The organism is Nitrobacter sp. Nb-311A, assembly GCF_000152905.1.
GTDB lineage: Bacteria > Pseudomonadota > Alphaproteobacteria > Rhizobiales > Xanthobacteraceae > Nitrobacter.
On the sequence record NZ_AAMY01000046.1, the window covers coordinates 1 to 15,901 of the forward strand.

Consider the following 15,901-nt stretch of genomic DNA (forward strand, 5'->3'; position numbering starts at 1 on the left):
CCTTCTTTGTCATTCGGCATGCAAAATTGACCCCGTAAGCCGGGGGATCGGCGTCCAAAATTGACCCCCTACAGGTTGGCTGTTGCGCTGCCTGCTTTGTCATGAAGCAGGTGGTCGGGGATGCTGATCGTGGAGACGATTGCGCGGATACGGCGCGAACACTTCATCAAGGGCAAGACGATCAAGGAGATCGCCCGTGACCTGAAGGTGTCGCGGAACACGGTCCGGAAGGTGCTGAGGTCGGGCAAGACCTTGTTCGAGTATGAGCGTTCGATCCAGCCGCGCCCCAAACTCGGGCGTTGGGCGGCGGAGCTTGATGAACTGCTGGCGGCGAACGCGGCCAAATCGGCTCGCGAACAGCTGACGCTGATCCGGATCTTCGAAGAGTTGCGCGGACGCGGCTATGACGGCGGCTACGATGCCGTACGGCGTTACGCCAGGCGTTGGAGCAAGGAGCGCGGGCAATCGACCGCGGCGGCCTATGTTCCGTTGAGCTTTGCGGCGGGCGAAGCCTACCAGTTCGACTGGAGCCATGAGATCGTTCTCCTCAACGGCGTGACGGCGATCGTGAAGGTCGCTCATGTCCGGCTGTGCCACAGCCGCATGCTGTTCGTGCGGGCCTATCCGCGGGAGACGCAGGAGATGGTATTCGACGCCCACGACCGGGCGTTCGCACTGTTCAGGGTACCTGCAGCCGCGGCATCTACGACAACATGAAGACGGCGGTAGAGACGATCTTCGTCGGCAAGGATCGCCGCTACAATCGCCGCTTCCTGCAGATGTGCACCCACTATCTGATCGATCCGGTCGCCTGCACGCCGGCGTCGGGCTGGGAGAAGGGTCAGGTCAAGAACCAGGTCGGGCTGGTCCGGGAACGGTTCTTCACGCCACGGCTGCGGTTCAAAACCCTGGACTAGTTGAACGCGTGGCTTCTGGATAAGTGCATCGCCTACGCCAAGGCGCACCGACATCCAGAACTGGCCGAACAGACGGTCTGGGAGGTGTTCGAAGCCGAGCGGCCCAAGCTCGTTCCCTATGCTGGCCGGTTCGACGGATTCCACGCGGTGCCGGCATCGGTCTCGAAGACCTGCCTGGTGCGCTTCGACAACAACAAATACTCGGTCGCTGCCAGCGCCGTCGGGCGCCCGGTCGAAGTTCAAGCCTATGCCGATCGCATCGTGATCCGTCAGGACGGGCGCATCGTTGCGGAGCATCCGCGATCGTTCGGACGCGGCGAGACGACCTACAATCCCTGGCACTACGTGCCGGTGCTCGCGCGCAAACCCGGGGCCTTACGTAACGGCGCACCCTTCAAGGACTGGGTGTTGCCGGCCGCGATCGAACGGATCCGGCGCAGGCTCGCCAGCACCGACGACGGCAATCGACAGATGGTCGACATCCTCAATGCGGTGCTGACGGACGGTTTGTCGGCGGTCGAAGCCGCCTGCGCCGAGGCGATCGCTCATGGCGTTCATTCCGCTGACGTCGTTCTCAACATCCTGGCTCGCCAACGCGAACCCGCTGCACCGGCCAACATTATGACGCCGGCGGCACTGACGCTCCGCCATGCGCCGATCGCCGATTGCGCCCGTTACGACAACCTCCGGAGGACCATCTGATGGAACGAACCCAAATCTTCGACCTCATGGGTGAGCTCAAACTCTACGGAATGAGGGCTGCCTTCGACGAGATCATGGCGACGGCCGTCAAGCGCCAGCACGAACCTCAGCACATCGTCGGCGACCTGCTCAGCGCCGAGATCAACGAGAAGCAGGCGCGGTCGATCAAGTACCAGCTCACCATCGCCAAGCTGCCATTGGCCAAGGATCTCGATGACTTCCAGTTCGAAGGCACGCCGATCAATCAGACGCTCGTCAATGATCTCGCCGGCGGCGGCTTCATCGCCCAGCAGCGCAACGTCGTGCTCGTCGGCGGCACCGGCACAGGCAAAACCCACCTGGCCATCGCAATCGCCAGAAGCTGCATCCGATCCGGCGCCCGCGGTCGCTTCTACAACGTGGTCGACCTCGTCAATCGCCTCGAGATCGAGACCCGTAACGGACGTCAGGGCCGGCTTGCCGAACATCTGACCCGGATGGACTTCATCGTGCTCGACGAACTCGGATATCTGCCCTTTGCCCAATCCGGCGGCCAGTTGCTGTTCCATCTCGTCAGCCGGCTCTACGAGCGTGCTTCCGTCATCGTCACCACCAATCTCGCCTTCGGCGAATGGCCCAGCGTGTTCGGCGACGCCAAGATGACCACCGCGCTGCTCGACCGGTTGACCCACCACTGCGACATCGTCGAAACCGGTAACGACAGCTGGCGCTTCAAAAGCCGCGACGACGATCACGCCACCCGCGCTCGTCTCGTCTCCGCAATCCCGGCCAGCTCCGACGAGTCGAGCGCTACCCTCAAACCACGCCGCGCGAAGGGGTCAAAATTGAACGCCGATACGGGGTCAAATTTGCGAGCCGATTGACAAGCGTCCGGATACAACGAACACGGGCGCGCAATGGATGACGAGCATTGGCTACGATCTGACGTCAAATCTGCTCGCCTTCGGTACTTATGCTCGCAAGGTTCGTTTTCCGACTATCGACCAGCTCTTCAACCCACAGCAGGGCAACGTTACGCTTCGTCCCGAACAGTCGGACAATTATGAGGCGGGCCTCGCATGGTCGGTCGCGCCGAAAGCACAGTTGCGTGCAAGCGCATTCCGCAACGATGTGAGCAATTTCATTCTCAACGACCAGCTTAACCAAGTCTTTGTCAACCGTGACGTCAACATCACCGGATTCCAGGTTTCAGGTTCCTTTTCGCCATTACCAACACTGATGTTTAGGCCCGGTTATACCTATCTCGATATGCGCTATCCGTCCTCGGGATTGCCTGTGGACTATCGGCCGCGTCAGGTGGTCAATCTTTTGGTTGCCTATGAACCCTATCCCGGCTTTCAGGTGTCGAGCGACCTTTCCTATTTCATGGACCAGTCGGTCGGTTCGAGATCAAACGCCGCCGTGCGGCAAACGATTCCGGAATATGCAGTGGTCAACGCACGTATCCACCAATACTTTGGCAACGGCATCAGCGGCTACGTGCGTGCTACCAACCTATTCAACAGCGTTTACGAGTACGCGGTTGGCTTCCCGGCGGCCGGACGAACAGTTTATGCGGGATTGGAATATCATTTCTAGGTTAGGGTTCAGACTCATTCAGAGCCAGAAGGCGATAGCGGTGGCGAGCGCCACGCCTGACAGGAAGTTGGCTGCCAGCTTGTCGTAGCGGGTTGCGACACGGCGGAAGTCTTTAAGGCGGCAGAAGGCGTTCTCGATGAGGTGACGAGCGCGGTGGCTACGACGGCGCTTCGCCGTGTTGCCACCTGTGGCCAGGGCATGCTCAAACAAAAAAGATAAGCGACGAGTCTGATTCAACGCAGTTGAAACAGACTCTCGGGTCTGGGACTCAACGTCGGCGCACGAATTTCGCGACCAGCTCCACATGCGGCGAATGCCGGAATTGGTCGACAGGCGTTACGGTCTCCAGACTGTAGCCGCCGTCGATGAGGACGCGCGCGTCACGCGTAAACGTTGCCGCGCTGCACGACACCGCGACAATGACGGGAATCCTGCTGGCTGCGAGGTGTTTGCTTTGCGCCTCCGCACCCTGCCGCGGCGGATCGAAGATAACGGCGTCGATATCGCGCAGCTCCTGCGCCACCAGCGGGCGGCGGAACAGGTCGCGGGTCTCGGCCCTGATCGGCTTCAGCCCGGAGGCAGTGTCCGCGGCCTTTTGCAGCGCCGCCACCGCCGCCGCATTGCTGTCGAAGGCTGCGACCCGCGCCCGGACCGCGAGTCGCAGCGCGAATGGGCCGACACCGCAGAACAGATCGCCGATATGTCTGGCCTTGCCGCAATGCGCGGCGACCAGCGCAGCCAGCGCTTCCTCGCCTGCCACGGTCGCTTGCAGGAACGAACCCGGCGGCAGGACAAGACGCGCCGCGCCGATCTCGATCGCCGGAGACGCGCGCATCAGCACCAGTTCGCCGTGGCGGGTCAACCGCGCCAGCCGATGCGCCTCCGCGACGCGCGATAGTGTTGCGATCAACGCAGCCGGCAGTTGTCCGGAACCGCGCACGTCGACATCGAGGCCATTGCAGGTGGCGGTCACCTGGATATCGAGCGGCTTGTTCGCGGGCTTCAGCGCCACGGCCAGTTCGCGCGCGGCATCGATCGCGCCGTGAAGGGCGGGGTCGAGCACCGGGCAGGCATCGATCGGCATGATCGCATGGCTGTTCGGCGCGGCGAAGCCCACGCGCAGCCTGCCGCCGTCGCTCCGGGCATGGAGGGTGATCCGCCTGCGGCCGGCGCCATGGGCGTCGATAAGGTCGTCCACCTCACAATCGATGCGGGCTCGCGCCAGCGTGTCGATCACGATCTGCCGCTTCCAGGCGCGGTAAGCCTGCGGCCGCCAGTGCTGGATCGCACAGCCTCCGCACGCGCCAAAATGAGCACAGAACGGGACAATCCGGTCCGGGCTCGCTGTTTCGATGCGGAGGAGGCGCGCGCGGCCGGCCTGGCCGTCGAGCGGTTCGATCTCCACGGTTTCTCCGCCCAGTGTGTAGGCGACATAGACGTTGCCGTCGTCGGTCAGGGCGACGCCATCGCCGCGATGGCCGACGTGATCGATGGTCAGGCGCTTCGTGCTGCCGATTTGAAGGTCCTGCCTAGCCACGGCGGGCGCCGAGGAAGAATTCGATGTTGCCGTCGCCACCCGTGATCGGGGAGGGAAAAATCTCGATATTGCTGCACCCCAGAGTCGCCGCGAAGGCAGCGATATCGTTGCACACCGCCCGATGCACCGCCGCGTCGCGGACAATGCCTTTCTTGATCGCGGTGCGCGGCGCCTCGAATTGCGGCTTGATCAACGCGAGCAGATGCATCGGCGCCGCCGCCAGCGCCAGCGTCACCGGCAGGATGGCTTTCAGCGAAATGAAGCTCGCATCCATCACCACCATATCTGGCCGCTGCGGCAGCCGTTTGCCCTCCAGCGAGCGGATGTCGGTGGACTCCATCGATACCACCCGGGGATGGTTGCGCAGGCTCGGATGCAGTTGATCGCGGCCGACATCGACGGCGAACACCAGCGACGCACCCTCGTTTAGCAGCACCTCGGTGAAGCCGCCGGTCGAGGCGCCGACGTCAAGGCAGACATGGTTTTCTATTCCGATCGGATACCTCGCGAGCGCACCGGCAAGCTTCACGCCGCCACGCGATACGTAGGGGTGCGCGGGTTGCGCCTCGATCGCCGCATTGACGTCAATCGTCTCGGAAATTTTTGTCACAGCTTTTCCGTCGGCGGTAACGAACCCCGCCTGGATCGCGGCTTGAGCCCGCGCCCGACTTTCGAACAGGCCGCGCTCGACGAGCAGAACGTCGGCGCGCTTGCGGGGGCGGGGTTCGGTTTTGTCGCGCTTCGCCATGGTGAGCTCAACCCTTGAGGCTGGCCGGAAACCGATCCGATGCGCGGAGGATCTTGTCTCTATCGCGAAGAGCGCTTGCGATGAAGCAGTCGCATCTTCGCTTGCCGTGCTGGATCGCTTGCCTCCAGCGTAAAATTGGCAAGGGCCAATTTTGTCGCGAGCTCGTAATGATACGAGCGCATCAGGGGGTGCTCAGGCCAGCTTGACGGTCTCGGTGTTGACGTCCTTGCCGAGCGCCTCGAACACCTTGGCGACGATGCCCTTGGCGTCGAGCCCGGCGCGGGCGTACATCGCGGCCGGAGTATCGTGGTCGAGAAACTCGTCCGGCAGGATCATCGAACGTACTCGCACCAGACCTGTGTCCAACGCCCCGTTGTCCGTCAGCGTCTGCAACACATGCGCGCCGAAGCCCCCGATCGATCCTTCCTCGATCGTGACCAGCACGTCGTGATCCCGCGCGAGCCTCAACACCAGATCCTCATCCAGCGGCTTCATGAAGCGGGCGTCGGCGACGGTGGTGGACAGGCCGTGCGCGGCAAGCTCGTCGGCCGCCTTTTCGCATTCGGCGAGGCGGGTGCCGAAGGATAGCAGCGCGATCTTGCTGCCCTGACGGACGATGCGGCCCTTGCCGATCGGAAGCGGAACGCCGACTTCCGGCATTTCCACACCGCGGCCTTCGCCTCGGGGATAGCGCACCGCGCTCGGGCGGTCGTTGATGGCGACCTGCGTCGCCACCATGTGCACCAGTTCGGATTCATCGGCTGCCGCCATGATGACCATGTTCGGCAGGCAGCCGAGAAACGCGTTGTCGAACGAGCCGGCGTGTGTCGCGCCGTCGGCGCCGACGAGGCCGGCGCGGTCGATGGCGAAGCGCACCGGGAGCGACTGGATCGCGACGTCGTGCACGACCTGATCATAACCACGTTGCAGGAATGTCGAATAGATCGCGCAGAACGGCTTGAAGCCCTCGGTGGCGAGGCCGGCGGCGAAAGTCACAGCGTGCTGCTCGGCGATGCCGACGTCGAAGGTTCGCTCCGGAAAGGCCTTGTTGAAGATGTCCACGCCGGTGCCGGACGGCATCGCCGCGGTGATGGCGACGATCCTGTCGTCCTTCTCGGCTTCCTTGACGAGGCTCTGCCCGAACACGTTCTGATAGGCGGGCGCGTTTGGTTTGGATTTGGACTGCGCGCCGGTGGAGACGTCGAACTTGACCACAGCGTGATACTTGTCGGCAGCGGCCTCGGCGGGCGGATAGCCCTTGCCCTTCTGGGTCACAACGTGAACCAGGATCGGGCCGTTCTCCATGTCGCGGACGTTCTTCAGCACCGGCAGCAGATGGTCGAGGTTGTGGCCATCGATCGGGCCGACATAGTAGAAACCGAGTTCCTCAAACAGCGTGCCGCTGTTGGTCATGAAGCCGCGCGAATATTCCTCGACGCGTTCGGCGCGGTCAGCAATCATCTTCGGCAGGTGCTTGCCGAGTTGCTTGGCGGCTTCGCGCAGCGATCGGTAGGTCTTGCCGGAGTATAGCCGTGACAAATAGGCGGACATCGCACCGACCGGCGGCGCGATCGACATGTCGTTGTCGTTGAGGATGACGATCAGCCGCGAGTTCATCGCGCCGGCATTGTTCATTGCCTCATACGCCATGCCAGCGGACATCGCGCCATCGCCGATTACGGCGATGACGTTATTTTTGCCGCCGGAGAGGTCGCGCGCCACCGCCATGCCGAGGCTGGCCGAGATCGAGGTCGAGGAATGCGCGGCACCGAACGGGTCGTAGTCGCTTTCAGTGCGTTTGGTGAATCCGGACAGGCCACCGCCGGTGCGCAGCGTGCGGATGCGGTCGCGACGGCCGGTCAGGATCTTGTGCGGATAAGCCTGATGGCCGACGTCCCAGATGAGCCGGTCGCGCGGGGTATCGAAGATATAGTGGATCGCCGTGGTCAGCTCGACCACGCCGAGACCGGCGCCGAAATGCCCGCCCGTCACCGAAACCGCATCGATGGTCTCCAGGCGCAACTCGTCCGCTATCTGCCGGAGCTGCTCCACCTTGAGCTTGCGCAAGTCGGCGGGGGTGCGAATAGTGTCAAGAAGCGGTGTCTTATTGAAAGCAGTCACTGCGACATTTCCAATCTTGCATGTCCGGGGAGCGGCGAACGGATGCTGGCGTGGTCACGCAGCAGGCATCCAAGAGCCACGAAACCCCGCGCTGAGAAACGTGAGTCCGAAGTTTACCTGGATGCTCCGGCCGGGAATGTGATAAACGTCACTATTTATCGGATCTCGTAGTCCAATCATTTTCTGCAAGTTTCTTGAAACACTTACTCCACTTGAGCCGCGGCTGCAGGGCCGGTTGGCATCGTTCCAGAAGCATTTACACCAAACCCGCCGCCAAAGCCAACGGCCAGCCCGTCAACTCATGCGGAGAAGGCGCCGCCGCAGGTCCAAGAGTTCCTGAATCGGCCTGCCGAAACGTTAACGTGGTCGACGAGCGTGGGTTGCAGCCGTCGAAGCCGCCGCGGGGTGACAATAATGATGACAATTCATTTCAAAATGGGGCTCTTAATAACACTTAACACGACGTCCTTCCGAAGACCTTTATGAAGAGGACGCCTATCTCTCGCCCTTTCCTGCGGCGCAGGTGCTCACTGGACGTCGAGGGGCTCCGTGCCTGTGACCTGTCCGGAAGCGTCCGTGGTGATTTTCTCCACCCTGGCTTCCGCCCGGCGCAGCAGCTCCTCACAGCGCCGTTTCAACGCCTCTCCGCGCTCATAGATCGCGACCGATTCCTCGAGCGCGACCTTGCCATCCTCAAGGCGCTTGACGATCGATTCGAGTTCCTCAATAGCATGTTCGAAGGAAAGCATGTTCACGTCAGCAGGGGCTTTTTCGGCCATCTGGGTCTTCCGGACTCGATTGGTTGAACGGATTTATTGAACGGATTTATCAGGCTTCTCGGGAATATCGCGGCACAATGTCACGCGCCCATCAATGCGGCGACATGCGCGGCCACAGAATCCTGCAATCCTTTTAGATCATAACCGCCCTCGAGTACCGAGACAATTCGGCCACCAGCTGTCGCGTGAGCGATATCCATCAATTTGCGGGTCACCCATCCGAAATCGCTCGCGGCCAGATTGAGAGTCGCCAACGGATCGCGACTGTGCGCGTCGAAGCCAGCGGAGATAACCAACAGTTCGGGCGCGAATTTTTCCAGCCGGGGCAGGATAAGGTTCTCGAACGCGGAACGAAATTTGGCACCGCCGTCGCCGGACGCCAGCGGCGCATTGACGATGGTGTCGTGATCGCCGCGTTCGCTGCTGGCGCCGCTGCCCGGGAACAGCGGCATCTGGTGCGTCGAGCAGTACATGACCGATCGGTCGGCCCAGAAAATATCCTGCGTGCCGTTGCCGTGATGCACGTCGAAATCCACCACCGCCACGCGATCGATCCCGTGCTTGCGCTGGGCATGCCGCGCCGCGATCGCGGCCTGATCGAAAAGGCAGAAGCCCATCGCCCTGCCGGTCTCCGCATGATGTCCGGGCGGACGCGTGGCGACGAATGCGTTGCTCGCATCGCCGGCGATGACGGCTTCGGTGGCTGCGATCGCCCCGCCGACGCCGCGCATCGCCGCCTCCCAGGTCCCCGGCGACATCGAAGTATCGCTGTCGAGATAAACCAGACCATTCGTCGGCGAGAGATGCCGGAGTTCCGCGATATAATGCTCGTTATGGCAGAGGGCGACTGAATCCAGGGATCCTTCGGGGGCTTCGCCGCGCGTCAGACCCCTGAAGGGATCCGCGGTCAGCACCTCATCGATGACGCGGATCCGATCCGGCCGCTCCGGGTGACCGGGCGGCGTCAGGTGATTGAGACTGGCGGCATGCGTGAGAACCAGCGTGGTCATGCAGTATCCTGACCGCCATGCGGGCATCGCGCGGCAGCGAAAGCCAATGTACCGGGTTGTGTAAGGTTACGAAAGTGTTCCGTTACCGCCAACGCACGATCAATTGGCAGGGCAAAAGCGGGTGAACGACGGTCTGCGCTTCCGTGTTCCATGCAGGTTGCGGAACTTCGTTCTCACCCTCGGTCGGTCATCGCTTTTTTCGAGCAAAGAATGCCCGGAATGCAGCGACCGCTTCTTCCGAGCGCAACCGCTCCCCGAACAGGCGGCTTTCCAGGTCGATCCGGCGCGTCAGCTCCTCCGGCGGTGTTTTCAGAAGCTTGCGCGAAAGTGCGACGGCTTCCGCCGGCAGCGCGCAGATTTCACGGGCGATCTTTTCCGCCTCGGTCGCGGCATCGCCCGGCGCGACCACGGTATTGACGAACCCCGCCTCACGGGCCTCGTTCGCGTTGAAGGTGCGCCCCATCACCAGCATGGCGAAGGCGCGCTGATATCCGATTGATGGCGGTGCGAGCAGGCTGGATGCGCCTTCCGGGACCAGACCGAGATGGATGAAGGGGGTCGAGAACGTCGCCGAGTTACTGGCGAGAACGTAGTCGCAGTGGAACAGCAGGGTGGTGCCGATGCCGATGGCGATACCTTCCACCGCCGCGACCAGCGGCTTGGTGTTTTGCGCCAGCGAGTAGAGGAATTTTACGGCGTCGGGAGCGGGTGACACGCCATCGCCGTCGCCGGAAGTGCCGTCCTTCAGAAAATCGTCGAGGTCGTTGCCCGCCGTGAACACGTCGGTGTTGCCGGTGATAACGATGCAGCGGATTACCGGATCTGTCTGTGCGCCGTCGATGGCGGCGCTCATTGCACGATACATATCCCGCGTGATCGCATTCTTCTTATCCGGGCGGCGCATGGCGATGACGCGGATGGCGTCGTTGTCTGTGACTGTGACATGTCCGGTCATGATGTGTTTCGTTGTCCCGTGCCGCACGATCCATGGCGTTTTCGAGCGAAGTGGATACCGGTTCGCGTGAAGGAGCGCGTCCAAATCAGATCATAGAGCCCCGCCTCGGACTTTATCAAAAGCGAGAAGGCCTAGGAGGGCAGAACCGTATCGGCGTTGTTCACGGCATCGGCGCCGTCGATAACCATGCGCTCCAGTGCAGCGGCCTGTACAGCGACGTTCTCGGCGAAGAAGCGCGCCAGCATAATGTAACGGCGAGGGTCGCCGGCCCCCTCACTGGAATCGCGCGCCGCGAGCGCTTCCTCCGCGAGTTTGCATCCGCCGAGCGTCGATCCGAACAGCCGCAGATACGGCGTCGCGCCGGCTAGCGCATCGTCCGGCGACGATGCCAGCCGCTCCAGCAGCCACTTGCCCGCGCGCTCCAGCGACCCAAGCGCATCGCGTAGTTTCATGCCGGTCGTACCGAATGCAGCCTCGTTCAAGGCTTCCACGCGGTGGACAGTCGCCGACATGTCGTCGAGCAGCGCCGACACCGCTGCGCCGCCATCCGCCGCGAGCTTTCGCGTCACCAGATCGATCGCCTGGATACCGTTGGTGCCTTCGTAGATCGATGTGATGCGCACGTCGCGATAGTGCTGCGCCGCGCCGGTCTCCTCGATGAAGCCCATGCCGCCGTGAACTTGAATGCCCAACGATGCGACCTCGTTGCCGATGTCCGTCGAAAAGGCCTTTGCGATCGGCGTCAGCAGCGCGCCGCGTGCGGCGGCGGCCGCGCGCACGTCGGGATCGGCCGCGCGCGTTGCCACGTCAAGCGAAACGGCGGTGGCGTAGCAGATGGCGCGGGCCGCGGCGGTGAGCGCGCGCATCTGCATCAGCATGCGCCTGACGTCGGGATGGGCGATGATGGGGCTCATGCCATCTGACGTGCCGGCGGCGCGGCCCTGCCTGCGCTCCAGGGCATAGGCCAGCGCCTGCTGGCAGGCGCGGTCCGCGATGCCGACGCCCTCGAGCCCAACCGCGAGCCTGGCCTGATTCATCATCGTGAACATGCACCGCATGCCGCGATTTTCCTCGCCGATCAGATAGCCGATCGCGCCGCCGTCATCGCCCATGGTCATGGTGCAGGTCGGTGAGGCGTGAATACCCAGCTTGTGCTCGATGCCGCTGGCGTGGATGTCGTTGCGCGCGCCGAGCGAGCCGTCCGCGTCAACGACGAATTTCGGAATCAGGAACAGGGAAATTCCTCTGGTGCCATCAGGCGCATCGGGCAGTCGCGCAAGCACGAAATGCACGATGTTGTCGGTCATGTCGTGGTCGCCATAGGTGATGAAGATCTTGGTGCCGAAGATGCGGTAGCTGCCATCGGTTGCGCGTTCGGCCCGGCTGCGCAACGCGCCGACATCCGAGCCCGCCTGCGGCTCGGTCAGTTGCATCGTGCCGGTCCATTCACCGGATACCAGTTTTTCGAGATAGATTTTTTTCAGCGTGTCGTTGCCATGGGTGTGGAGCGCTTCGATCGCGCTGAGGGTCAGCAGCGGGCACAGGCCGAAGGCTATATTCGCGGCGCTCCAAATTTCCGTGCAGGCGGCGTTGATGGCAAGCGGCAGCCCCTGACCGCCGAAGTCCTGCGGCCCCGAGACAGCGTTCCAGCCCGCCGCCGTCCAGCGCCTGTAGGCGTCGGCCCAGCCCGGCGCGGTTGTTACGCGCCCGTCTTGCAGCCGCGCGCCGTGCAGGTCTCCGGCGCGGTTGAGCGGCGCCAAAACGTCGCTCGCGAACCGGCCCGCCTCCTCCAGTATCGCGGCCGTAATCTCAATATCGAAGTCGCCGTAGTGGCCGGCCTCCACCGCAGACTTCAGCCCGGCGCCGTGATGGAGAGCAAGGAGCATGTCGCTGATCGGAGCGCGATAGGTCATCACGGGGCCTCGCGAGCAATGGCCGACAGAGGGGACGGCGTTCAGTCATATTGTGAGTCAAGAGCGGTCTTTCCACGAAACCGCGCGGCTCTCAACCTTTCCAGGAAGGGGTCTGCGATCCGTTTTCCAGGACATGCTCCAGCCTCGCCAGCCATTTCCCTCGTCGGGAAGGCGGGTTTGAAACGGGTCCAACTTTTTTCAAGCGTCCCCGGCCGGTTGAAAAGACGGGATACTGTCTGTAGACCGTCGGGGCTCGACAGCCTGAGAGACCATATTCCGGGCATTCGGCCGTTGGGGCGTAGCCAAGCGGTAAGGCAGGGGATTTTGATTCCCCCATTCGGAGGTTCGATCCCTCCCGCCCCAGCCACGCAGTGCGATATTTTCTGGGATCTCCGAAGAATTAGCGAAAAGCCCGCTAATTGCGGGCTTTTGCGCATTCGCTTTTGTCTCCGCACACCATTTTCGCGGTCAAAGGCAATTGAAACGCCAAAAATCTCCAGCTATCGCCCCGAATATTCCCGTTTTTGGGAAGCTGAGCTTGGAGACATGGTTCGATCCGGACTGCCGCCGGAGGGTGGCAGTCTACTTCTGTACTGATAGTGGAAATCCGTCTTTTTAAGGCGTCTTTCATTAATTCTCGGCTCGATCGGGTTTGCGGGCGGAGCGATGTGGCCAAATAATGGGACTTATATACAATTGTGACCCACTTTTCAGCAGCTTTAGGGTAAGCGTCCATTTCTCGCACCCTTGTTCGATCGTTAGCGACCCCGATCTGTTCCTGTCTTCAATTTGAAGATGGAGAGAACAGCATGACGAGCGAACATCGAGGGTGGAGACGTCAAGGCGAGGATTTTTGGCGGGCGCATCACGAGGCCTGGAAGCGTAGCGACTTGAATCAACGTCAATATTGTGAAGCGCAAGGCATTCCGCTCAAGGCTGTCCGGGATCAGCACCTATGGCACAGAATTGATGGTGTGATCTAAGGAGTGTTCGGTTCTCGTCGCAGACGAAGGAACGAACATGAGCACGAAGTCGACTGGCGGCAAACGCTCCGCCGAACACGTAGTCAAAGATATCCGCCGTGCGACGCGGCGGCACTTTTCATCAGAGGACAAAATCCGGATCGTGCTGGATGGGCTTCGGGGCGAAGACAGCATCGCCGAGCTGTGCCGCAAGGAAGGGATAGCCCAGAGCCTCTACTACACCTGGTCGAAGGAATTCCTGGAAGCTGGCAAACGGCGGCTGGCTGGCGACACGGCTCGTGCTGCGACGACCGGTGAAGTTCAGGACCTGCGCCGTGAGACCCGTGCCTTGAAAGAGGCGGTTGCCGATCTGATGCTGGAGAACCGTCTGCTCAAAAAAAGTATGATCGCGGATGGGGGCGACGACGAATGAGATACCCCGCATCCGAGAAGCTCGAGATCATCAGGATGATTGAGCAGTCGCATGTTCCCGCGAAGAAGACGCTCGATCAGCTCGGCATTGCTCGGCGCACCTTCTACCGCTGGTATGACCGCTACCTTAAAGGCGGGCCCGAAGCGTTGGAGGATCGTCCTTCCCGGCCGAGCCGGGTCTGGAACCGCATCGGCGACAATATCCAGGCTCAGATCATCGAATTGGCGCTGGAGCAATCCGAGCTGTCGCCGCGCGAATTGGCGGTGCGATTCACCGACGAGAAGCGCTACTTCGTCTCGGAAGCCACCGTCTATCGCCTGCTCAAGGCCCACGATCTCATCACCAGCCCGGCATTCGTGGTGATCAAGGCTGCCGACGAGTTCAAGGACAAGACGAAGCGGCCCAACGAGATGTGGCAGACCGACTTCACTTACTTCAAGATCATCGGCTGGGGCTGGGTCTATCTGTCGACCGTGCTCGACGACTTCTCCCGCTACATCATCGCCTGGAAGCTGTGCACGACCATGCGGGCCGAGGATGTCACCGACACACTGGAACTGGCGCTCACGGCATCAGGCTGCGACAGCGCCAGGGTGCTGCACAAGCCAAAGCTGCTCAGCGACAACGTCCTAAGAGCGGAAGGAAGTGGAGCAGCCGATCAAAGTCTCTCCGTTCGCCAGCATGCTCTCGCTGCGTGACGCTGGTCAAGTCGCAAGGTCGAACCAGGCGGCTTCCGCCGGCAAAGGAAAAGGTCTCGTCCATAGCAAACACAGGGTCCGCACGAAGGCGGCCCTCACCGTCCTCAACACGAGCTTCTGATCCAGGCGGAAGACCCGAACATTATCTACAGGGTCATCGAACAGATGCCCTCACGGCCCTAGCTGACAGAGGTTCTTCCACCTGGCACCCGCCCCTCGACGAAGGGCCGGTAATCGGAACCGCTTTTGACAACGGCGTGCACGACGCGCGCCATCTTGGCGGTAATAGCGGTCATCGCCTTGCGGCGCAGATCGGGATTGTCGCGATCTCTAGCGATGTAGCGTTCGAACTTGTGCCGGAAGCCGTTCTCACGCTGGCGGATGGCAACCTGCCCGGCAATCCATAGGGTGCGGCGCAGCCTGGCATTGCCAAACTTCGAAAGCCGGGTCTGGCCGCGATATTGGCCGGACCGCTGGGTCGACAGATCCAGTCCGCAGAACTTGAGAAACTGGCGATGGTGGTGGAAGCGGCGAAGATCTCCGGCTTCGGCAATGACCGTCAGTGCATTGATCGGCCCGATGCCGGGGATTTGCCGCAGGAGCTGATAATCCTGGCTGTGCCGAAGCAGTTCGTCGGCCTGGGCTTCGATCGCATTGCGTTGCCGGATCAGGCTGCGTGCTTCGGCAATGACCATCCGGAACATGCGGATGGCAGGAGCGTCGAGCGGCAACGGCAGTCCAATCGATGTACGCGCCGTCTGGTAAATATCCATGAGAATCTGCGTCTTGCTGACCTTGCGGCCGACGACATCCCAGGCTGCTTTGACGAACTCCTCCTTTGTCAGCGCCGTGATGTTTGCCGGCGTCGGAAAGGCATCGAGGAAGGCGAAGAACCAATCGCTGCGGCTGTTGCCCCGGAAGCGTTCGATCTCGGGAAAATACAGCGGCAGGTAATGCGTCAGGATGCGGTGCTGGATCTCGGTCTTGGCCCTGGCGATCGCTTCATGCGTCTTCGACAGTTCCTGCACGTCGTTGATGCCGACGCGCAGCGGATCATGGTAGACCTGCGTCGCCCGGATCCTCAGCATGTGCAGGATCACCTGCGCATCCTTAGGATCGTTCTTGTCCCAGCTGTTGTGCAAGGCCTCCCGGGTCCGGGCGAGCGCCAGCGACGACACCAGCTGCACCTCAAAACCCGCTTCAGCCAGCCGCCATGCTATCGGCCGGTGATAGTTCCCAGTCGCCTCAAAAGCGCAGACCACAGGTCGGCCATACGCCTGCAGCATTTCGATCAGCCGATCATGCTCCGCACGGCTGTTGAGGACCGACAGCCGGCGCCGACGTTTATGGCTAGGGGCCTCGATCAGGACTTCGTTGCAAGCCTTGGCAATATCAATGGCTACCAACACCGCATCGGCGAGTATAGCATTTGTACTGGTCATGGTCGGTCTCTCCGGAATGGGTTGTGAACATTCACATTCTAGAGAAACCTTGACTGGCCATGGCCACCTCGACCGGCGCGCGCTTGCAATGAAAGGCTGCGCGCAC

General features: G+C 61.8%; 9 protein-coding genes, 1 tRNA gene and 4 pseudogenes. 5 read left to right on the top strand and 9 right to left on the bottom strand.

The genetic code is table 11. The features are described from left to right. Window positions 1-120: 120 nt before the first annotated feature. The 3 genes and pseudogenes from istA to NB311A_RS08485 all read left to right on the top strand — a co-directional run bounded on the left by istA (window position 121) and on the right by NB311A_RS08485 (window position 3,197). A pseudogene (gene istA, locus NB311A_RS08475) lies at window positions 121-1,619 on the top strand (IS21 family transposase). Beyond that, a complete protein-coding gene (gene istB / locus NB311A_RS08480; RefSeq protein WP_009796681.1) occupies window positions 1,619-2,482 on the top strand; it encodes an IS21-like element helper ATPase IstB in 864 nt (287 codons plus the stop codon). Before istA ends, istB begins: the two are co-directional and overlap by 1 nt. Then, window positions 2,478-3,197: a TonB-dependent receptor domain-containing protein gene (locus tag NB311A_RS08485; RefSeq protein WP_256365411.1), complete on the top strand. Its 720-nt coding sequence runs from the start codon at window positions 2,478-2,480 to the stop codon at window positions 3,195-3,197. Before istB ends, NB311A_RS08485 begins: the two co-directional genes overlap by 5 nt. Window positions 3,198-3,215: 18 nt before the next feature. Here NB311A_RS08485 and NB311A_RS19700 read toward each other — a convergent pair. From NB311A_RS19700 to NB311A_RS08525, 8 genes and pseudogenes are all read right to left on the bottom strand, one after another. Then, a pseudogene (locus NB311A_RS19700) lies at window positions 3,216-3,353 on the bottom strand (IS5/IS1182 family transposase); the annotation flags it as partial. Between the two features lie 112 nt (window positions 3,354-3,465). After that, window positions 3,466-4,734, bottom strand: coding sequence for a class I SAM-dependent RNA methyltransferase (locus NB311A_RS08495; RefSeq protein ID WP_083780424.1), 1,269 nt, complete (start codon window positions 4,732-4,734; stop codon window positions 3,466-3,468). Continuing rightward, complete coding sequence (locus NB311A_RS08500; RefSeq protein ID WP_009798114.1) at window positions 4,727-5,482, bottom strand: TlyA family RNA methyltransferase; 756 nt, start codon at window positions 5,480-5,482, stop codon at window positions 4,727-4,729. Before NB311A_RS08500 ends, NB311A_RS08495 begins: the two co-directional genes overlap by 8 nt. 192 nt (window positions 5,483-5,674) lie before the next feature. Beyond that, entirely contained in the window at window positions 5,675-7,603 is a 1,929-nt protein-coding gene (gene dxs / locus NB311A_RS08505) for a 1-deoxy-D-xylulose-5-phosphate synthase (RefSeq protein WP_009798115.1), read from the bottom strand. Between the two features lie 527 nt (window positions 7,604-8,130). Continuing rightward, a complete protein-coding gene (locus NB311A_RS08510; RefSeq protein WP_009798116.1) occupies window positions 8,131-8,382 on the bottom strand; it encodes an exodeoxyribonuclease VII small subunit in 252 nt (83 codons plus the stop codon). Window positions 8,383-8,462: 80 nt separating this feature from the next. Further along, window positions 8,463-9,392, bottom strand: a complete 930-nt coding sequence (locus NB311A_RS08515) for a histone deacetylase family protein (RefSeq protein WP_009798117.1) — start codon at window positions 9,390-9,392, stop codon at window positions 8,463-8,465. Between the two features lie 187 nt (window positions 9,393-9,579). Continuing rightward, entirely contained in the window at window positions 9,580-10,347 is a 768-nt protein-coding gene (locus NB311A_RS08520) for an enoyl-CoA hydratase-related protein (RefSeq protein ID WP_040674509.1), read from the bottom strand. 131 nt (window positions 10,348-10,478) lie between these two features. Then, window positions 10,479-12,260, bottom strand: coding sequence for an acyl-CoA dehydrogenase (locus NB311A_RS08525; protein ID WP_009798119.1), 1,782 nt, complete (start codon window positions 12,258-12,260; stop codon window positions 10,479-10,481). Window positions 12,261-12,552: 292 nt separating this feature from the next. On the opposite strand from NB311A_RS08525, the gene NB311A_RS08530 reads away from it, so the two are divergent. Continuing rightward, window positions 12,553-12,627 (top strand) — tRNA-Gln (locus NB311A_RS08530). A 653-nt stretch (window positions 12,628-13,280) separates the two neighbouring features. Next, window positions 13,281-14,281: pseudogene (locus NB311A_RS20420) on the top strand (IS3 family transposase); the annotation flags it as partial. 226 nt (window positions 14,282-14,507) lie between these two features. Here NB311A_RS20420 and NB311A_RS08545 read toward each other — a convergent pair. After that, window positions 14,508-15,795: pseudogene (locus NB311A_RS08545) on the bottom strand (IS110 family transposase). Between the last annotated feature and the right edge of the window lie 106 nt (window positions 15,796-15,901).

Excerpts from the sequence above, each read along its gene's own strand:
- NB311A_RS08525 (WP_009798119.1), bottom strand. The coding sequence starts at position 12,260 with ATGACCTATCGCGCTCCGATCAGCGACATGCTCCTTGCTCTCCATCAC.
- NB311A_RS08500 (WP_009798114.1), bottom strand. The coding sequence starts at position 5,482 with ATGGCGAAGCGCGACAAAACCGAACCCCGCCCCCGCAAGCGCGCCGAC.
- NB311A_RS08520 (WP_040674509.1), bottom strand. The coding sequence starts at position 10,347 with ATGACCGGACATGTCACAGTCACAGACAACGACGCCATCCGCGTCATC.
- NB311A_RS08515 (WP_009798117.1), bottom strand. The coding sequence starts at position 9,392 with ATGACCACGCTGGTTCTCACGCATGCCGCCAGTCTCAATCACCTGACG.
- istB (WP_009796681.1), top strand. The coding sequence starts at position 1,619 with ATGGAACGAACCCAAATCTTCGACCTCATGGGTGAGCTCAAACTCTAC.
- NB311A_RS08510 (WP_009798116.1), bottom strand. The coding sequence starts at position 8,382 with ATGGCCGAAAAAGCCCCTGCTGACGTGAACATGCTTTCCTTCGAACAT.